The organism is Pedobacter nototheniae, from assembly GCF_032678625.1.
In the GTDB taxonomy this organism is placed as follows: Bacteria; Bacteroidota; Bacteroidia; order Sphingobacteriales; family Sphingobacteriaceae; genus Pedobacter; species Pedobacter nototheniae_A.
On the sequence record NZ_JAVTSO010000011.1, the window covers coordinates 33,056 to 52,217 of the forward strand.

The window sequence follows — 19,162 nt, forward strand, 5'->3', positions numbered from 1 at the left end:
TCAAAATAAGTGAGCCGGGTAGATTACAAAAAAGCCACAGGGAAAACCCTGTGGCTAAATTTAATACGAATAGGATTGCCTATTTAACAACCTGAACCCATTTTCCGGCTTCGGTGGCAGAAATATCATGGTTATACATGGCCTCACACTGTACCGCAGATAAATAATACTTGCCTAAGTAAGACGCATTAAGAAGTACTTTATACACTAAACTCTCATTTTCGCGGATATTAAAATAGGTAAACACGCGATCATCTCTAATGTCCTGATAAGTAAAAGGAGATGAAGCCAAAATACTCTGGTTATCATTAACACGGGTATTAATAATTTCCCAGCCCGAAGGGAAAATTTGTGTTAAAGCCATTTGTTCATAATAACCCATTTGCCCTGGATTTTTAATCGTTACTTCTGCATAAAAATCGGTTCCCTGTTTTAGTGTTGTAGGATCTAAAGGTTTGCCATTTAGATGTTTATAGTTTACATTCATATCCAAAACTTCTGGTCGGTTTGGTAAGAAATTATTTTGCCCGGCTACTGGCTGCCCCTGCAATACCAAACGTACAAACAATACATTATTTCCTTTATTGGTTACCGAGGCAGTATTGCCTTTAAAATTTAATGCAGTACTGTTCAGGTATTGGCTTGAATTTACCGGAACAGATTTTCCATCTAAAACGTATTGATAATTTAATTTATTCGAAGACTGATTTGAGCCACAAAACTTCGCAATTGCCAATAAACTATAAGCTGTTGTTTGCGTGCTGTACCAGGTATCTTCACCCAATTTGGTAGCCAAAGGCTGCAGGAGCGAAGCCGCTTTAGCTTTTTGGCCAAGTAAGGTTAATGTTTCCAATATCATTGCACCATCTCTAACGTCAGAACCGTAAGTGCCGCCAAGTTGATTATAAGGTTTAATAGAAGTATCTAATCCTTTAATCATGTTCTGCGCAACATCATTTTGACCAGCTAATTTATAAGCAGCAGCTAATCTCCATTTTGCAGCAACGGATAAATATTCAAATGCTCTTAAACGGTTCATTGCAGCCATTTCTGGTTTTTTAGCAAGGGCAAGCGTATATAAGCGGTAAGACTGAGATAAATCGCCACCATAAAAATTATTACTGTTTGGTGCCCAATTGTTTGCTTTAGTTCGTTGAAAACGTAATAATTCGTCTAATAAACCCACAGGAAGTGTATAGCCAGCATTTTGAGCCTCAATTAAAAAGTGGCCTCCATAATTGGTTCCCCATTCATCAGAACTGCCTTCGCCTGGCCAGTAAGATAAACCTCCATCTGTAGTCTGAAAGCTTTTTAAGCGATTTATACCAGCCCGAAGATTCTTTTCTGTGATTGCTTTCTGCTGTTCCGAAAGTGGACTGAGGCGATCTAAATACAGCTGAGGGAAAATGCCCGAAGTGGTTTGCTCAATGCAACCATGCGGATATTGAATTAAATAGCTTAAGCGTTTGCTGAGGTTAATTGCCGGGATAGAAGAAACTTCTAAAGTTCCTGAATTTGTTCCCTGCATACCAATTGAAGCATATTTTGTACCCCAGTTTTGCCCTGGTTGTACTGTAGCAGAAACGACGTTTGTAATATAAGGATTTGGGTTGCGAATATCCATTTCAACGTCGTACTCCGTTTTTTCAGCTCCACTTTGTGCGATTACCTTAACTTTTGCTACACCAACCTGGTTTGGCGCTTTAACTTCAAAGTAAGTCATCTGCTCGCCGGTTTGTTTATAGTAAAGCTGTTGTTTATTGGTGCCCTCTACAAGTAAATTTGTGGCCTGTAATTGTACCGAAACATTTTTCAGGTTATTTTCTGTAGCAAAAACGGTAACCGGCAAAGTAAAACTTTCTCCCGGCCCAATTACCCTTGGCAAGGTAGCCAAAACCATTAATGGTTTTTTAACCTGTACAGATTTTTCTGCAAAGCCATAAGCCGCCTCTTGTCCGGCAACAACCATAGCCCTAACTGCTCCAATATATTGAGGCAATTTAAATTTGTGGGTTTTACTTTCGCCTTTTCCTAAAGTAAATGGACCCATAAATTTAACCACTGCTTTAAAGCGGTTAGCTTTAGCAGGGTTAAGGTTTTTATTAATGCTTCCATCACCACCAATACTTAAAATGCGTTCCAAATTTCCTCCCCAGGCACCAATTACATAGTCGAATAAATCCCAGGTTTTAACGCCTAAACCTTCACGGGCATAAAATGCACTATGCGGATCTGGTGTTTTAAAACGCGTTAAATCTAATAAACCTTCATCAACCAGTGCAATGGTATAGGTCATGGCTTTGCCGCTTTGTTCAGCAACGGTAATTGTATTTTCAGTTTCGGGTTTAATTTTATCAGCCATTTTAATGGTTGGCTTTAAAATGGTTTGGGGATCTTCAACCGAAATAGGAATTGCACCATACATCCTGATCGGCAAATCATTAATTGTTTGTGCATGTGGCTGCAACAAAGTAATGTTCGCAAAAACATTGGGTGCCATTTCCTTTTCTGCCTTAAACTTAAATTGCGTTTGCCCTGCCTTCGTATCAATCCAATAGGTTTTTAATACACGGCTTCCGTTTTCAATTGAAACTAATGCTCTTCCGTTTTTACCTGTTGGAATGGTTAATGTAATGTCTTCACCCACCGTGAATTTCTCTTTATCAGCTGTGAATGATAACATGGATGCTTCAGTTGGATTATTGCCCTGCTCGCGTTGGGCCCAACCAGGCCAATCAATGTAAACCGATTTTCCGGTAACATGCCCACCGTTTAAATCGCGAACTAAAATTAAATAACGTCCCCATTCAGGTTCATCAATTCTTAAATTCCAGTTTCCTTTACCATTTGATAATGTAACCTGTTTGGTTTCGATAAGTTTATTGTACTGGTTTTGGGTAAAGTTGGCGTAAGTATATTGGTTATCCTGTTCCCACCACCAGCGCCACTGCGTTTTGTATAATTCTACCTGAACGGTTTTACTGCCACCAACTAGTTTTCCATCTGTATTTACGTTTACAATTTCAATTTTATGGTCTTGTCCTGTTATCAATCTGCCACTTAAACGATCGCCTTTTGGCGCCCTTACTCCAAGATAACTGTTGTAAACATGGTAGGGGATACTGAAATTATCAATGCTGAAATTACCGCCCGGTTCAAAAACTTTAGTCGTAAAATTAGCCCTCAAAACACCAGGAGCAGTATTATTCTCATTTAAATTGGTGTTGATTTGCGCCGTTCCATTCTGGTTCAGCGTACCCTCAAAAATAGTTTTAACCTGCGATTGGAAGTTCACCGTAGGATTATCAAAACTGAAGCCTTCAAATCCTTTAAACTTGGTTTCGGTAGTATTGAGGTTTACATCAACTTTTGCCTTTAAATTTTGTGCAACTGCGCCAAACAACCATTTTGCCGAAAGGGTAGAGGCTGATGCTCCCGAAGTTAAATAAGGACGGTTACCGATGTTGAAATCAATTTTTAAACGATTTGGCATCACGGTTTCAACCTTTAATGTTTTGGTAAAAGTAGCGCCGCCTGCTTTAACTTTAGCCATCCAGTCGCCAGTTGGCGAGGTACTTTCTGTTGCCGTTTTAAAAGTGTAAAAACCGTTTAGGGGCTTACCATTTATTAGACGCTTGTACAATTGTCCTTTGGGGTTATAAAATTCCATTGTTACCGGATAATTAGCCGGTAGTTTTTTTAATTTATCTTCCAGTACGAAAGAAATAAATAAGCTGTCGCCAGGACGCCAAACGCCCCTTTCTCCGTAAATAAAACCCTTTAAACCACTTTGAACTACGTCGCCACCAACATCAAACCTGCTTAATGGTAGGGAGTTTCCATCATCCAGCTTTAAATAACCACGTTCTGCTCCATTTTTAGCTATTAATAAAAAAGGCTGTCTCTTTAAATCAAAACGGGCAAAACCATCGCCATCGGTTTTAGCGGTATAAATAATTTGTTTCTGGTAATCCATTAACTCTAAGCTTATACCGCTTAATGGTTTGGCCGTTAATAAATCTGTGGCAACAATAAGCATACTGTTATCATTTCCACGCTTGGCAACCAGTCCAATATTGGATGCAATTAAATTTCTGCTTGCCCATTTTTCGTTGGTGTAGAAAGATGGGGTACAAGGATTATTTTTGTCATTCCAACGGTAGTTAGAAGGATAATAATTATTGTAACGTTTCCAGAAATCATCATCTTCATCAATCTTTTCCCCATAACTGTCACCATCGCCATAATAACTTTCTTCGTCATCATCCGCATTAGTTGTTCCTACTTTTTCATCATTGGCTTTACAGTTAAAAGCATTGTATTCTTGCCTGAAAGCAATGGTTACCCGGTACATGGCGCCCGGTTCAGTGCGGATCATTTTATCAAGATCCAGTGTAAAACGATTTTTCTTATGCAGGTTTAATGCTTTATCTTCATCTAAACGAATGGTTTTTTGTAAAATAGGCTTAGCCACCCTGCGCAGTTCGTTCCCATCTTTATAATTGTTGGTTTGGAAAAACTGGGGAATATTATTTTCATAAATTTTAATTACGGTTACATCAACAGCTTTTAAATTGACTGCTTCAAATGGCAGAACCAGTTTACCCGAATTGGGTAAAATAGTACCGGCTCCGGAAATAACTACAGCCGGAAGTTTATCTTCAAAAGTAATACTGGCCGTTTTGCCACCGGTTAGTTTTTTACCGTTAATATTTTCGATACCGGCATTTACATTTAAGGCAAAATTGCCTTTTAACTCTTCTGCCGCATATACTTTTACCTGGCTGGCATCAATTGTATATCTAAGATCGCTCAGGTTTCCAAGGGTTATCATTCCTGTTAAATCCTGGCCAACACCAATAGGTTCTGAAAATTGTACCAAAGCATAATCTTCTTCGCCTTGTACGGCCTTCATATCTAAAATTTCAAACTTATTTAATGCCGGAACACGGATTTCTTCAGTTCCTTTTTGGTCGGCATCCATTGCACTACCATTCCAGTTTATTTTCAGGGTTTGGTCGCTATCTTTTTTCCGGATGCTGTCGATCGTAAATTTTGATGTGTTTTTTGCCGGGTTGTGCTGCCATTTAATTTTAAGTTTTTGGTCAAAATCAGTTTCAATTGTTTTCTCAATTGCTTTGGTTTCTTCTTCATCAGCTGTTGATATTTCACCACTTAACTTCATGTATTCCAAAGAGGTATTGTTTTGAGAAACCAATCCGTTTTGGCTGAACATAATTCCAGGAGTGATGACTTTAAATTCAAAGTCGAAATCTTCAAGGCCCTTTTCAGTTGCGGATACTTCCGACAATTTAAAAGTAGCTTCATAGTTTTTTCCAGGTTTCAGATTTTCATCTGGCCTGAATTCTACAGTTTGCGGATCTATCCAGTACGTTTTTCCTGAAATGCCTGGTGAGAAATCAAATAAGGCTCTGCTGTCAGCTTTACCTAAATCCTGCATGCCCTGTGCAGCATTTGCCAGGTGAACACGAATAAAGCTCTTTTTTGAAATGGTGCCTGAAGTGTAAGCCTCAATGTATTTGGCATAGGCCTGATTGTCTTCGTTTGTTTTTCTTTTTCTGTTGAAGAAAATAAAAGCTATTGCTGCAATTGAAACCGCCAGCAAGCCGATAAAAATAAATTTCTTTTTTTTCGAGGAGGAGTAGGTAGATGGGTTTTCCATTATCTGATTTGGGTTAAGCGTGAGGTAAATTAGCCAAAAATATGCTTAAACAAAAAAAATACATTTCAACATTTGATACTTCCCCCTGATTTAGATATGTTTACAACAATCTAATCCCGATATAAAACTATGATGAAGAAATTATTTGCCTTTGCTGTGTTAATGTATTGTTCTGTAAACCTTTGCCTTGCCCAAAAGGCAGATGTAGAAAATGCAGTTCAACAATTAACCAAGCTTATGATTACACCAGATAGCGCTGCACTTGATAAAATAGTGCTTGGTAATTTAAGCTACGGACATTCAAGTGGAAAGATTCAAACCAAAACGGAATTTATGCATTCTTTGCTTTCTGGTGAATCGGATTTTGTAGATATTAATTTAACAGATCAACGCGTAATTGTTCAAAATAAAACAGCGTTGGTACGCCATACTTTGAATGCTAAAACGAACGATAAAAATGTGCCTGGGAACGTAAAGCTTTATATATTGCTGATTTGGTCTAAAGAAAAAACCGGATGGAAATTATTAGGCAGACAGGCAGTCAAAGTACCTTAGTCAGGGTTAAGCATCACAACCCAGAATATGAAAACACTTTCTGGGTTATTTTCTGCCAAAAGGACTTAAACACCGGATTAAAGATTTATTTAATCATTACGCCGGGTTTATTAACTAATGGAATTTTAATCAGATTCATATCAACAATGCTCTCTGGCAAAAAGATAAACTTCTTATCGTAAATGGTCGATCCGATGTAATAACTTAACCAGTATTCGTTGGTAAGGCCAAAAACCTCGGGATCAATCGCTTCAACGCCCGAGAAAGAATTGGCTTCCATATCGCCAATAAAATGTCTTAAAACAGAAGTTTTTACCGGTTTGCCCTCTTTTTCTCCATATCCCTTTGAGCTGATAATTACGTTTGTAATGGGCTCATTTTTTAAATTAACCAGGTAAACTGTCCAGTTTTTTACTTCCGGCGTTTCGCTCATTAACACAACGGCCATGGCAATGTCTTCAACTAAGTTTTCTGGTAAATCCGCTTTCAATTTTTTCTAATTATAATTAACCAACTGATAGAATTATTGAATGGAAGATTGATTTTAACAATCATTTATCCAAAGTTCAATTCATTAAAATTGACGTTATCAATAATTCTTGTTATTTCTTTTTTGCCACCGCTTTTTTTGCTGCAGGTTTCTTAGCTGTTGTTGTTTTCTTTTTCGGAGCTGCTTTTTTCTTGGTTTCAAAAGCATCAGGAACTTGTTCAACAATCATTTTCTTCACTACATCCAATTCAATATCAACCAGTTCTTCAGGTGTATATTTTTGCTTGGTAGTTTCGTTGTTTCTAAGTTTTAGCATCAATTTACCAAAACGAATAAATGGTCCCCAACGGCCGTTTTCAATAGAGATTTTTTCTTCCTCCCATGTTTTGATGTAACGGTTGGCTTCTTTTTCTACCTTTTTACCAATTAAAGTATCAATATCAGCCTGAGAAAGATTGTCGTAATCGTAACCTTTAGCCGGAATATTGATAAATAAATCGTTCCACTTTATAAAAGGGCCAAAACGGCCTTTACCTTTGGTTACCGGCAAACCTTCGTATTGAGCGATAGGTGCATCAGCATCCATTTTTTCTTTAATAATTTCAATCGCCCTGTTATAAGTAACCGCTAAAGGGTCCTCGTTTTTAGGTAGGGAAATAAAGCTTTCACCCCATTTTACATAAGGCCCAAAACGACCTACGCCAATAATCACTTCCTTGCCCTCGAAATCTTCCAGTTGAAATGGTAATTTAAAGAGCTCTAAAGCATCTTCTAAGGCAATTGTTCCTACAGACTGGTTGCGCATTAAGCTTGCGTAGCGAGGCTTTTCTTCGTCGTCAGCTTCGCCTATCTGAACCAATGGTCCAAATTTGCCTACTTTAGTATAAACATTTTTACCTGTCGCGGGGTCTGTTCCTAATAAACGTTCGCCGGTTGCACGTTCTGCTGTTTCTAAGGTGTTTTCTACCTCAAGGTGAAAAGGGTTATAGAACGAATGCAACATTTTAGTCCATTCCTGTAAGCCCTGCGCAATCTCATCAAACTCTTTTTCTACGTTTGCCGTGAAATTAAAATCAACAATTCCTTTAAAATGTTCAACTAAGAAGTCGTTTACAACTTCGCCAATATCGGTGGGGAAAAGCTTGGATTTTTCTGCTCCTGTAATTTCTGTTTTGGTTTCTTTTTTTACCTGGCCATCGGCTAAAATAATCGAAACAAACTGACGGGTTTTACCATCGCGATCTTCTTTTACCACATAACCACGATTTTGTACTGTAGAAATCGTTGGGGCATAAGTAGAAGGACGGCCAATGCCCAGTTCCTCCAGCTTTTTAACCAAACTGGCCTCTGTATATCTTGCGGGCGGACGAGAGTAACGCTCTGTTGCCTGCATTTCTTTTAACAATAACGCTTGTCCTTTTGTTAATGGCGGTAGGATAGAACCACCTTCTTTTTCCTCGTTTTCTTCGTCATCTGTAGATTCTAAATAAACCTTAAGGAAACCATCAAATTTTAAAACCTCACCTTCAGCAACCAAATGTTCCTTACGGGTTGAAGTTGAAATTTGTGCAGTTGTTTTTTCAAATAAAGCCTCACTCATTTGCGAAGCGATGGAACGTTTCCAGATTAAATCGTATAAACGTTTTTCAGAAATGTCACCATCAACCGTATGTCGGTCAAAATAAGTAGGGCGAATGGCTTCGTGAGCCTCTTGAGCACCTGCCGATTTGGTTTTATATTTTCTTGGCTGGTGGTATTGATCGCCGTAAGCAGATTTAATTTCAGCAGCAGCGGCCGCCAAAGCCGTATCCGATAAGTTTACCGAATCCGTTCTCATATACGTAATCTTACCAGCTTCATATAGACGTTGTGCAACCTGCATAGTTCTGGCTACCGAAAAACCCAATTTCCTGGAAGCTTCCTGCTGCAAGGTTGAAGTGGTAAAAGGAGCCGCCGGATTACGCTTTGCAGGTTTAGTTTCTAAACTGCTTATATCAAATTTTGCATTTACGCAATCCTGAAGAAATTTATTGGCTTCAGCTTCGTTTTCAAAGCGTTGTGGTAATTCTGCTTTAACAATTTCCTTTCCTTTTCCGGTTGAAAACTGTGCTGTAATTTTAAAAGCTGCAGTGGCGCTGAACTGGTTAATTTCCCGTTCTCTATCGACAATTAAACGCACGGCAACAGATTGCACGCGACCAGCCGACAAAGATGGTTTTACTTTTTTCCATAAAACGGGAGACAATTCAAAACCTACCAAACGATCCAAAACACGACGTGCCTGCTGAGCAAATACCAGGTTATAGTCAATCCCTCGCGGACTTTCAATGGCTTTTAAAATGGCAGGTTTTGTAATTTCATGAAAAACGATCCTTTTTGTCTTTTCGGTTTTTAAACCTAAAGTTTCAAATAAGTGCCATGAAATGGCTTCTCCCTCCCGGTCCTCATCGGACGCTAACCAGACCATTTCGGCATCTTTGGCTAACTTTTTCAGTTCGGCAACTACATTTTTCTTATCCGCCGGTACTTCATAAGTTTGGGCAAAATCATTTTTAATGTCAATTCCCATGTCTCCTTTTACTAAATCCCGAATGTGGCCATAGCTTGATTTCACAAGGAAATCTTTGCCTAAGTAGCCTTCGATAGTTTTAGCTTTTGCGGGTGATTCGACGATTAATAAATTTTTGGCCATGAAGTACGTTTTTCTGCAAATAAAGCTATAATTAAAGCATAAATCAAAACATGCGTATAATTTAATACAAATTTTTTGTCAAATTATAATGAAATGAAGCTATTTATTGGTTAATAAAGAACAGATTTCAATCGAAATTTAATTCTTTATAAAGCATGGCCTGTGGTACTTATGTGGGAGATAAATCAATCTTATACCTTCAATAAACATTTGCAGCGCGATTTTTAAGGTTGACAGCATTTAGATTAAAAGATGAACTCACTTATTATAGGTAAGCTGATAACTGGCAGACACGCATTTTTATTTAATATTCTAATCTGTTTTTATAGCATCCAGGATTAAATTTACAACAACATTACGCCAGCGGAAACTATTTGTGTCTATATTCGTATATAAAATAAAACGAAATGATAAGTACAATTCTAATCCTGCTAAACCTGTTGGTGACTCCACCAAAAAATGTTTACGATTTTAGCTTTAAAACCATCGATGGTAAAGAAATTAAACTGTCGAAATTTAAGGGCAAAAAAATCCTCATTGTTAATACAGCATCTAAATGTGGTTTTACGCCACAATATGAAGATCTGGAGAAATTACACAAACTTTATGGAAAAAAAGTGGTGTTAATTGGTTTCCCTGAAGGTGATTTTGGTGGACAAGAATTTTCTACAAATTCTGAAATTAAAGAATTTTGTACAGGAAAATACAATGTTTCATTTTTATTAGCCGAAAAAAGCAGTGTAATTGGTAAAGATATTAGTCCTTTATTTAAATACCTTACTACCCAGTCTGGTACGGAAGAACAAGGTGATATTAAATGGAATTTTGAGAAATTCTTAATTAATGAAAAAGGAGAGTTGGTACACCGTTTCCGTTCGAAAACTAAACCCTTAGACGAATCAATTACCAAGAACTTTTAAAAATATAGAAGATGTATCAGGATTGATGGAATATCAGATTCCATATGCTTGATACATCTTCCTTACAGGATTTAGTTTTTCTCTAATATCCATTTCCAAACAATAGCGCTTAAAATTGCTCCAATAAACGGCGCAACAATAAACAGCCACAGCTGACTAATGGCTTGTCCGCCAACTAAAAGGGCAGGACCAATACTACGTGCAGGGTTAACAGAAACACCCGTTACCGGGATTCCAACGATATGGATTAATACTAAACTTAATCCAATAGCTAAACCAGCAAATCCTCCGTTAATATTTTTGGTAGATGTAGAGCCGAAAATAACCAGTAAAAAAATGAAGGTGAGCACAACTTCAGCGATAAAACCAGCTTGTAAGTTATAATGTTGCGGAGAAAGTGCATCATATCCATTTTGCCCCAATCCATTTACAGCAACAGAATATTCGGGCTTGCCCGATGCAATGAGCATTAAAATACCAGCTCCGGCAATGGCACCTAAAATTTGTGCTACAATATAATAGGCCGCTTCTCCAATTTTCATCCTTCCGGCCACAACCATGCCTATTGAAATGGCGGGATTAATGTGGCAACCTGAAATATGTCCGATAGCATAAGCCATTGCGACAACAGATAAACCAAAAGCGAAAGAGATACCGAGTAAGCCAACACCGGTTGTGCCATTGGCGCCTGCTATTACTGCGCTGCCACAGCCCATTAAGACTAATACCAGCGTACCGAGAAATTCGGCACCAAACTTTGATAATTTGCTTGTTTCCATATAATTATTTGTTTAAAATTTAAATAAAAAACTATATAGGGACAGATTTGAACCAAAAGTAAATTAAAAATTAAATATTCAAACCTTTTTGGAATAAAATAAGCGAAAAATTATTTTTATTGTAGCTGTTGTTTTACAGGTTGTTTGTTAAAAATGGCTAAATTTTAAGTTAAAAGCAGTTTTTCGAAAAATTAACCTTGTTTAAACGTTTAAATTAAATGATGCGTTTAAATTGTGTTTTCAATAAAAAAGCCGGCTTAGAGCCGGCTTTTATTATAATATAGCATGGGATGGCTTAAATTAAAAAGCCCCCGCCTAATAAATCATTTCCTTCATAAAATACTGCAGATTGGCCCGGGGCAATTGCAGAAACTGAATGATCAAATACTACACGCATTTTATCTTTTTCCTGAACAATTGTACTTAGCATACCTGCATCTTTATATCGAATTTTAGTAATTACATCGTTCATTGGTTCTTCAATGCTGGCGTATTTAACCAGATTAACATTTCTAACCATGGCTTCCCGGCGCTCCAGTTCATCGGCCTTACCCAAAACCACCGTATTACTTTCTGGCAAAATTTGCGTTACAAACATCGGTTCGCCAAAAGCAACACCTAATCCTTTACGCTGTCCGATGGTATAAAAAGGATAACCTTTATGCTGTCCAACGATCATTCCGTTGCTTAAAATGAAATTTCCTCCTGCAACACGATCTTCAAGATCTTCAACCTTATGTTTTAAAAATGCCCTGTAATCATTATCCGGAACAAAACAAATTTCATAACTTTCTGATTTTTTAGCCAGTTCTTCCTGTCCCATATCCAGGGCCATTTGCCTGATTTCAGATTTGGCAAAGCTTCCCAAAGGAAATTTAGTCCGCGAAAGATTTTCCTGCGATACGCCCCAAAGTACATAAGACTGATCTTTATTTTCGTCTTTACCTTTAGATATCACATAACGCCCGCTATCCTGCTGGCGAATGTTTGCATAATGGCCAGTTGCAATAAATTCGCAATCCAGTTTATTCGCCCGTTTTAATAAAGCTTCCCATTTAATATGTGTATTACACAAAACACATGGATTTGGTGTACGCCCGGCCAGGTATTCATCAACAAAATTATCAATTACATAATCGCCAAATTCATCGCGAATATCCAATATATAATGGGGGAAACCATAATTTACAGCTAAGGTACGGGCATCGTTAATGCTATCTAAACTGCAACAGCCGGTCTCTTTGCTGCTGCCTCCAGCGCTTGCATAATCCCAGGTCTTCATGGTTAAGCCAATTACTTCATAACCCTGCTCGTGCAGCATCACTGCCGCTACCGAACTATCAACCCCGCCACTCATGGCTACCAGAATTCTACCGTGTTTACTCATTTTAATACTATTGGCTGCAAAAATAAGGTTTATTTAGCTGAAATTATTTAAAGCAAGTCAGTTACTTGTAAAAAGCTAAATGTAAAGGGCTAAATTGTCATGGTTTAACAGAGAATGCGGGCATAAGAAATTTCAAATCCGGATGTTTTTTTGAAAAGCAAGGTATGTGGTTCTTAGTAAGCCTTGTTCCTGCTTTACGCTGTATCTCGATAGAAAAAATCGGGGATGCCGCTTCAATCAGGTTTAACTCTTGCTCTGTGTTTTCGCCAATCAAAGGGAAGATTTGCTGTAAAAACTACGTTGTCTCTAAACCCGATTTGAGTGAATGCCCCGATTCTTCATCGGGCAGCAACGGAAGCGGGACTGTGGTTTCCTAAATGCTACAAACTGCTCATTTCCTGATTTTAATAATCAATTTAAAATAATGTTAACTTTTATCTGGTGATAGCATCAGCCAAAGGGGGCAGCGTTTGGTGTAACTTGGGGAGAAAACAATAAAGATTGCTTCACCCCATTACTCTGCCCTAAGCCTCTGTTCGCAATGACGAACAGGTGAGAGCTAAATGGCTGGTGATAACACCAGCCAAATGAAAATGCCGCTTCAATCAGGTTTAACTCTTGCTTAGTGTTTTCGCCAATCAAAGGGGAGATTTGCTGTAAAAACTACGTTGTTTCTAAACCCGATTTGAGTGAATGCCCCGATTCTTCATCGGGCAGCAACGCAAGCGGGACTGTAGTTCCCTAAATGCTACAAACTGCTCATTTCCTGGTTTTAATAATCAATTTAAAATAATGTTAACTTTTAGCTGGTGATAGCATCAGCGAAGGAGTGGCATTTGAGGGTAACTTGGGAAGAAAACAATAAAGATTGCTTCACGCCATCGCTCTGCCCTAAAGCACAGTTCGCAATGACGAATGTATTAAATCTAAATGGCCGATGATAACACCAGCCAAAGGAAAAACTTTTGGCTGGTGTTAACTCTTGCTTTGTGTTTTCGCCAATCAAAGGGGAGATTTGTTGTAAAAACTACGTTGCCTCTAAACCCGATTTGAGTGAATGCCCCGATTCTTCATCGGGCAGCAACGGAAGCGGGACTGTGGTTTCCTAAATGCTACAAACTGCTCATTTCCTGATTTTAATAGTCAATTTAAAATAATGTTAACTTTTAGCTGGTGATAGCATCAGCGAAGGAGCGGCATTTGAGGGTAACTTGGGAAGAAAACAATAAAGATTGCTTCACCCCATTACTCTGTCCCTAAGCCTCTGTTCGCAATGACGAATGTATTAAATCTAAATGGCCGGTGACAACACCAGCCAAAGGAAAAATAAACTAACAGGGTATTTCCAGCTCGTCCTCCTGCTGAATTTATTTAAGCATCCATTTATAACAAGAAAGACCTTGAAATAAATTCAGGATGACGGATACAAAGATAAAGGACATCATTGCGAGGAGGAACGAAGGAGAAATCTTTTAAGGAATTAAATGACCATGATTTAGGCTGCTTTGTAAGTTTTTAGTCATTCTTGAATTTTTATTTGAAATTTAATTGTGTACAATTTAATTTTGAGCAATTAATAATTTAATCATGGATATTCTAAAACTCGAAAACCAACTGTGTTTCCCTTTATATGCGCTATCGAGGGTAATTACGGCACATTATAAACCCTTGCTGGCGAAAATAGAATTAACCTATCCGCAATACTTGGTTATGCTGGTGTTATGGGAACATAAAACCTTATCAGTAAAAGATCTGGGAGAAAAATTAATGCTCGATTCGGGTACATTAACCCCTTTATTAAAACGACTTGAGGAAAAGGTCCTGGTTAGACGAGAGCGAAGTAAAATTGATGAGCGTATGGTTTTTATTAGTCTGTCAGATAAGGGATTGGCCTTAAAACAATTGGCGGCGCAAATTCCCTATGACCTGGCTTGTAGTTTAGATTTAAGCGAAGCTGAACTGGTATCTGTTAAAAACATCATTTTCGGATTGCTCGAAAAAACCAAAAAAGAAATTTAAAATTCACCATATAAATCAATTAAAATGTCAATAAAAGCAATTTATACAGCAACGGCTACTGCAACTGGTGGTAGAAATGGGCACGTAGTTTCATCTGATGAGGTTTTGAACCTGGAGGTAAGAATGCCAAAAGAATTAGGAGGTGCCGAAACGGGGTATACCAATCCTGAACAATTATTTGCTGCCGGTTATGCGGCATGTTTTGATAGTGCTTTAAGCTTGGTTATAAAAACTACGAAAGCAGAAGCAGGCGCTACAGCTGTTAGAGCCCATGTAGGAATTGGGAAAAATGAAGAAGGTGGCTTTGGTTTAACAGTTGTACTTGATGTTAATATTAGTGGTGTAAGTGCTGAATTAGCTAAATCTTTAGTAGACAAGGCACACCAGGTTTGCCCATATTCCAATGCAACCAAAGGTAATGTTGAAGTTACGCTAAATACGACAACCTTGGCACCAGAGCAATTTTAATTGTTATCACATCAATGCTGTTTAAACGAAACTTTTAAGGAAGTTTCGTTTAAATAATTTTTTAAGAATTTATACTGAACTTATACGGTAATTGGTGCAAATATTTAAATAGGCATACTAAAAATTATACCTTTGTAAAGGAAATGATAAAAATGTTAGAAGGTTTTTATCCAAACATTTTTTAAATTGCTTCAATTTATAATATTTAACTTTTGCAAATCCCTAAATCAAAAATCCTTACTGATATTGAGTTAATTAGTCGCATTTCGGCTGTATCTCATATCCTTGAAATTGTGTGCAATACAACTGGCATGGGCTTCGCTGCCGTAGCCCGTGTAACCGAAGATAGCTGGACGGCCTGTGCGGTTCATGATGAAATTAATTTTGGTTTGGCCGTTGGGGGCGAACTTAAATTAGAAACAACCATTTGCAACGAAATCCGCCAGCACAGAAAACCTGTCGTGATTAACCATGTTGCAGAAGATGAGCAATACATCAATCACCATACGCCTTTAATGTATGGTTTCCAAAGCTATATTTCCATGCCCATTAACTTAAAGGATGGATCATTCTTTGGAACCCTTTGCGCAATAGACCCTAAGCCAGCAGTAATTAATACCTCTACAATTGTAAATATGTTCAGGATGTTTGCTGATTTAATTGCTTTTCACCTGGATGCTTTGGAACAACTTGATTTAAGCGAAAGAACACTGCGTATTGAACGGGAAACATCAGAACTTAGGGAGCAGTTTATTGCCATTCTGGGTCACGATTTACGTAACCCTTTAAATGCGGTTTCTAACAGCGCACAATTGTTAAGCAAAATGAATGTTGATGAAAGAACCGTTAGACTGGGCAACATTATTAAAGATTCTGCTTACCGAATGAATGGCTTGATTGAAAATATGCTTGATTTTGCCAGCGGGCGATTGGGCGGTGGCATAACCATAAACCGCAACGCCAATGAAGATTTGCACCAGAATTTGGTGCAGGTGATTTCAGAAATGCAAGCCAATTTGCCTGAGAGAACCATTAAAACTTCATTTAATTTTAATGCACCTGTGCATGCAGATGGCAAAAGGATTGCACAGCTTTTTTCTAATTTATTAGGTAATGCCCTAAATTATAGCGCTGCAAATGCTGTTGTAAAAGTTACAGCAATCAGCAACGAAAAAGGTTTTTCGTTATGCGTTTCCAATCCGGGTAAACAAATTTCTGATGCAACCATGGGACGTCTTTTTCAGCCATTTTCAAGAGGAGAGGTAGAGCCAAACCAAAAAGGCTTGGGCTTAGGCCTTTATATTGCCTCTGAAATTGCAGTGGCACACGGTGGAAAACTGGAAGTAAGCTCAACCGCCGAACAAACCTGTTTTACCTTAAATTTGCCGGCATCTGTTTAGAACAGCCGTTATCGTTATAAAAAAAAGGATTAGAGTACACCGGTTAAATAGTTGGTAATAAACTGTTCTGTAGTGGCCGAAATGCCTTCTTCAGTATTGTTTTTTAAAACTTGTTCTACCTGGTTGTTTTCACTAAAGCTTGCTTCTGCAAAATTAAACTTTAAGGAAGCGCCTTCAAAAATACGTGTTTGCTCTTCTTCATCAGCCTTCATAGATACAAATGTGAGCGCTGTAATTTTTGATGTGCATTTATCAAATTTAATCCATTGGAAACGCTCATAAATTTCGGCGTTGGCCGGTAAATCACTTCTTTCTATTTCAATTATACTGATTTCGCTGTTTTCTAAATGATAAAGGCTTTTAAATATGGGCTCCATTTGTTAAAAATATAACTTCAGTTTATAGAAAACAAGTGATAGAAGGATTTAAGTATGTTAAAGAACTTATATTTGTGTTATGATAGTGAATTCGAAATTACCAACCTCTACTTTACTTGAGGTGAAGGTAAACGATAAAATTAACGACGAAAAAGGTACATCAGGAACTGTAAAAGATATTCTGATTCAGGAAACAGACGAATACCTTTTATTTCTTTTTACTTTAAGTGATGGCCAGTTAATTACTGTGAAGAAAGTAAAAAATATTTGTTAGTACATTAATCGATTTACTTTTGCATCCCGTTTTTCTAACCATTGGATAATCCGTTCTGTAAGAAAATTATTACAATATAGATTTAATAATTATCTTTCGTCAAACTTATAAAAGATATCCACCAAATAAATGGCACTTGTAACGCTAAGTAATGAAGCTGAGCTGATTAAGAAAGTTAGTCAGGGCGATAAGCGTGCCTTTACTATTTTATTCAACGCGCATTATAAATCTTTGGCGAGCTATGTTTTTAAACTAACTGAATCCTTAGAAGTAGCAGAAGAAATTGTCCAGGATGTTTTTATTAAAATTTGGTTAAAAAAAGAAAGTTTAGAACACATTCACCATTTCGGTAATTATATTTTTATCCTCTCTAAAAACCAAACGCTTAATTATTTACGGAAAAAGGCCAACGATGAACTTAAATTTAAGACTTGGGAAAAAGAATTTGAAGGAGAAAACCCTGAAGAGTCGAGCTACGAACAAGCTGAAAACTTTCGTTTATTAATAGATAAGGCAATAGAGAATTTACCGCCGCAGCAGAAAAAAATATATTTATTAAGCCGCGAAGAAAAGTTAAAATATGAAGAGATTGCTAAAATGCTGAATATTTCTCCTGAAACGGTTAAAAAACACATCTATGTAGCTTCTAAGGCCATAAAAGAATATGTTAAAAATCATATGGATGATATTGTTTTAATGATTTTATTGAGTCAGATCATTCTTTTATAAAAAAAAAATAAATTTCCACTACCACCTTTTTATTCAATTGGTGTCTTTAGTGTAAAGTCGTACTAATCCGGCTTTTGAAGAGCCAAATGTCCAATTCCGAATTCGCATATTTATTTAGCAAATATTTTGATAAAACGGCAACTGCAGAGGAGCGAGATGCTTTTATGCAGCACCTTGCTACATTAAAATCAGATATTGAGATAAACAAATTATTGGAAGAAGCGTATAATAACAATGTTGACCAGCTTGAATTTCCAGCGCCCATAAAAGCAAAAATTCTTCATAATATATTTAGTTCAGCGCATAAAACAAACCAAGTTAAAGTTTTTAAATTTTATAAGGGATGGATAAAGTATGCGGCTGCTATTCTTTTAATTTCATTGGGAATAGGTTTTTATTGGTACCAAAAACAATTGCAAAACCCTTTACTTACTTCAAACACAAAAGATATTCTACCAGGTGGCAACCGGGCCGTTTTAACATTAGGAAATGGTAAAAAGGTTATCCTGGATGATGCGGCAACCGGTTTATTAGCCGAACAGGGCAATATAGAAGTCAGAAAAGCAGCCGATGGACAAATTGTTTACAATATTAAAGAGGAGAGTGGGGCAGCTTCTGTAATTAATACCATTGAAACCCAAAATGGCGGACAATACCAGATTAATTTACCCGATGGAACTAAGGTTTGGCTGAATGCGGCTTCCACTTTAAAATATCCAACTTCTTTTGCCGCAAATGAGCGTAAGGTTGAACTTAAAGGAGAAGCTTATTTTGAAGTAGCCAAAAACGAAAAAAAGCCTTTTAAAGTGATGCTTAATAATGATGCTCAAATTAAAGTATTAGGTACTCATTTTAACATAAACGCATATCCGGAGGAGGAGAGTATTAATGCCACTTTATTAGAAGGATCTATTGCCATGAGCTCAGGCAAGCAAACAGAAAAAATTGTACCCGGACAGCAGGCACAAGCCTTTAACAGCCACAGAATCAATGTAGTTAATGATGTTAACGTTGATGAGGTGATTGCCTGGAAAAATGGTTTCTTTAGTGTTAGAACAGTTAGTTTACAGGACATTATGAAACAAGTGGAAAAATGGTATGATGTAAAAGTGATTTATAAAGATAATGTGCAAGCAGAATTTGTAGCCAAACTACCCAGAAATGTACGTTTATTGGCACTTATAAAACTTTTAGAATACACAAAACAAGTACATTTTAAACTGGAAGGAAAAACACTTTATGTAATGAAATAAGAAAGAACCTGCTTGACCTGAAAAACAAAAAAACCGATTTGCTGGGGGGCAAACCGGTTATAAAATAATCAGGTCTTAATTAATCCTTGCGAAGGAATTTTTTTAACCTAACTAACCAAATTTATGCGATTAAATG

At 37.4% G+C, this 19,162-nt stretch carries 15 protein-coding genes; 9 read left to right on the plus strand and 6 right to left on the minus strand.

Going from position 1 to position 19,162, the window contains the following annotated elements:
* Window positions 1-79: 79 nt before the first annotated feature.
* A complete protein-coding gene (locus tag R2Q77_RS20625; RefSeq protein ID WP_316805601.1) occupies window positions 80-5,683 on the minus strand; it encodes an alpha-2-macroglobulin family protein in 5,604 nt (1,867 codons plus the stop codon).
* Between the two features lie 129 nt (window positions 5,684-5,812).
* Between R2Q77_RS20625 and R2Q77_RS20630 the strand changes: the two genes are divergently transcribed.
* Window positions 5,813-6,238 carry a nuclear transport factor 2 family protein gene (locus tag R2Q77_RS20630; protein ID WP_316805602.1) on the plus strand — a complete coding sequence of 142 codons (426 nt, stop codon included), beginning with the start codon at window positions 5,813-5,815 and terminating at the stop codon, window positions 6,236-6,238.
* 85 nt (window positions 6,239-6,323) lie between these two features.
* Here the strand turns inward: R2Q77_RS20630 and R2Q77_RS20635 are convergent, their stop codons facing one another.
* Window positions 6,324-6,728, minus strand: coding sequence for a hypothetical protein (locus tag R2Q77_RS20635; protein ID WP_316805603.1), 405 nt, complete (start codon window positions 6,726-6,728; stop codon window positions 6,324-6,326).
* 112 nt (window positions 6,729-6,840) lie between these two features.
* On the minus strand, window positions 6,841-9,420 hold the full coding sequence (topA, locus tag R2Q77_RS20640) for a type I DNA topoisomerase (RefSeq protein ID WP_316805604.1): 2,580 nt from the start codon (window positions 9,418-9,420) through the stop codon (window positions 6,841-6,843).
* 407 nt (window positions 9,421-9,827) lie between these two features.
* Here topA and R2Q77_RS20645 point away from each other — a divergent pair, with 407 nt between their 5' ends.
* On the plus strand, window positions 9,828-10,340 hold the full coding sequence (locus R2Q77_RS20645) for a glutathione peroxidase (protein ID WP_316805605.1): 513 nt from the start codon (window positions 9,828-9,830) through the stop codon (window positions 10,338-10,340).
* A 71-nt stretch (window positions 10,341-10,411) separates the two neighbouring features.
* Here the strand turns inward: R2Q77_RS20645 and aqpZ are convergent, their stop codons facing one another.
* Together aqpZ and mnmA are read right to left on the minus strand one after the other, a co-directional pair.
* The gene (gene aqpZ, locus R2Q77_RS20650) at window positions 10,412-11,119 is read right to left on the minus strand and encodes an aquaporin Z (RefSeq protein WP_316805606.1); all 708 of its coding nucleotides are present in this window, start codon (window positions 11,117-11,119) and stop codon (window positions 10,412-10,414) included.
* Between the two features lie 295 nt (window positions 11,120-11,414).
* Window positions 11,415-12,506, minus strand: a complete 1,092-nt coding sequence (gene mnmA, locus R2Q77_RS20655; protein ID WP_316805607.1) for a tRNA 2-thiouridine(34) synthase MnmA — start codon at window positions 12,504-12,506, stop codon at window positions 11,415-11,417.
* A 164-nt stretch (window positions 12,507-12,670) separates the two neighbouring features.
* Between mnmA and R2Q77_RS20660 the strand changes: the two genes are divergently transcribed.
* From R2Q77_RS20660 to R2Q77_RS20675, 4 genes are all read left to right on the plus strand, one after another.
* Window positions 12,671-12,883, plus strand: a complete 213-nt coding sequence (locus tag R2Q77_RS20660; protein ID WP_316805608.1) for a hypothetical protein — start codon at window positions 12,671-12,673, stop codon at window positions 12,881-12,883.
* Between the two features lie 1,210 nt (window positions 12,884-14,093).
* Complete coding sequence (locus R2Q77_RS20665) at window positions 14,094-14,525, plus strand: MarR family transcriptional regulator (RefSeq protein ID WP_316805609.1); 432 nt, start codon at window positions 14,094-14,096, stop codon at window positions 14,523-14,525.
* Between the two features lie 24 nt (window positions 14,526-14,549).
* Window positions 14,550-14,993: an organic hydroperoxide resistance protein gene (locus tag R2Q77_RS20670; protein ID WP_316805610.1), complete on the plus strand. Its 444-nt coding sequence runs from the start codon at window positions 14,550-14,552 to the stop codon at window positions 14,991-14,993.
* A gap of 212 nt (window positions 14,994-15,205) precedes the next feature.
* Window positions 15,206-16,393, plus strand: coding sequence for a GAF domain-containing sensor histidine kinase (locus R2Q77_RS20675; RefSeq protein ID WP_316805611.1), 1,188 nt, complete (start codon window positions 15,206-15,208; stop codon window positions 16,391-16,393).
* 29 nt (window positions 16,394-16,422) lie between these two features.
* Here the strand turns inward: R2Q77_RS20675 and R2Q77_RS20680 are convergent, their stop codons facing one another.
* Window positions 16,423-16,770, minus strand: coding sequence for a hypothetical protein (locus R2Q77_RS20680; RefSeq protein ID WP_316805612.1), 348 nt, complete (start codon window positions 16,768-16,770; stop codon window positions 16,423-16,425).
* Between the two features lie 79 nt (window positions 16,771-16,849).
* On the opposite strand from R2Q77_RS20680, the gene R2Q77_RS20685 reads away from it, so the two are divergent.
* The 3 genes from R2Q77_RS20685 (at window position 16,850) to R2Q77_RS20695 (ending at window position 19,026) form a co-directional block, all read left to right on the plus strand.
* Window positions 16,850-17,044, plus strand: coding sequence for a hypothetical protein (locus R2Q77_RS20685; protein WP_316805613.1), 195 nt, complete (start codon window positions 16,850-16,852; stop codon window positions 17,042-17,044).
* Window positions 17,045-17,173: 129 nt separating this feature from the next.
* Window positions 17,174-17,773, plus strand: a complete 600-nt coding sequence (locus tag R2Q77_RS20690) for an RNA polymerase sigma-70 factor (RefSeq protein WP_316805614.1) — start codon at window positions 17,174-17,176, stop codon at window positions 17,771-17,773.
* Between the two features lie 86 nt (window positions 17,774-17,859).
* Window positions 17,860-19,026, plus strand: a complete 1,167-nt coding sequence (locus R2Q77_RS20695) for a FecR family protein (RefSeq protein WP_316805615.1) — start codon at window positions 17,860-17,862, stop codon at window positions 19,024-19,026.
* Window positions 19,027-19,162 lie beyond the last annotated feature (136 nt).

What these genes read in the sequence shown, in the direction of transcription:
- R2Q77_RS20625 (WP_316805601.1), bottom strand. Translation starts at nt 5,683, where the DNA reads ATGGAAAACCCATCTACCTACTCCTCCTCGAAAAAAAAGAAATTTATT.
- R2Q77_RS20630 (WP_316805602.1), top strand. Translation starts at nt 5,813, where the DNA reads ATGATGAAGAAATTATTTGCCTTTGCTGTGTTAATGTATTGTTCTGTA.
- topA (WP_316805604.1), bottom strand. Translation starts at nt 9,420, where the DNA reads ATGGCCAAAAATTTATTAATCGTCGAATCACCCGCAAAAGCTAAAACT.
- R2Q77_RS20645 (WP_316805605.1), top strand. Translation starts at nt 9,828, where the DNA reads ATGATAAGTACAATTCTAATCCTGCTAAACCTGTTGGTGACTCCACCA.
- aqpZ (WP_316805606.1), bottom strand. Translation starts at nt 11,119, where the DNA reads ATGGAAACAAGCAAATTATCAAAGTTTGGTGCCGAATTTCTCGGTACG.
- mnmA (WP_316805607.1), bottom strand. Translation starts at nt 12,506, where the DNA reads ATGAGTAAACACGGTAGAATTCTGGTAGCCATGAGTGGCGGGGTTGAT.
- R2Q77_RS20660 (WP_316805608.1), top strand. Translation starts at nt 12,671, where the DNA reads ATGTGGTTCTTAGTAAGCCTTGTTCCTGCTTTACGCTGTATCTCGATA.
- R2Q77_RS20665 (WP_316805609.1), top strand. Translation starts at nt 14,094, where the DNA reads ATGGATATTCTAAAACTCGAAAACCAACTGTGTTTCCCTTTATATGCG.
- R2Q77_RS20670 (WP_316805610.1), top strand. Translation starts at nt 14,550, where the DNA reads ATGTCAATAAAAGCAATTTATACAGCAACGGCTACTGCAACTGGTGGT.
- R2Q77_RS20680 (WP_316805612.1), bottom strand. Translation starts at nt 16,770, where the DNA reads ATGGAGCCCATATTTAAAAGCCTTTATCATTTAGAAAACAGCGAAATC.
- R2Q77_RS20685 (WP_316805613.1), top strand. Translation starts at nt 16,850, where the DNA reads ATGATAGTGAATTCGAAATTACCAACCTCTACTTTACTTGAGGTGAAG.
- R2Q77_RS20690 (WP_316805614.1), top strand. Translation starts at nt 17,174, where the DNA reads ATGGCACTTGTAACGCTAAGTAATGAAGCTGAGCTGATTAAGAAAGTT.
- R2Q77_RS20695 (WP_316805615.1), top strand. Translation starts at nt 17,860, where the DNA reads ATGTCCAATTCCGAATTCGCATATTTATTTAGCAAATATTTTGATAAA.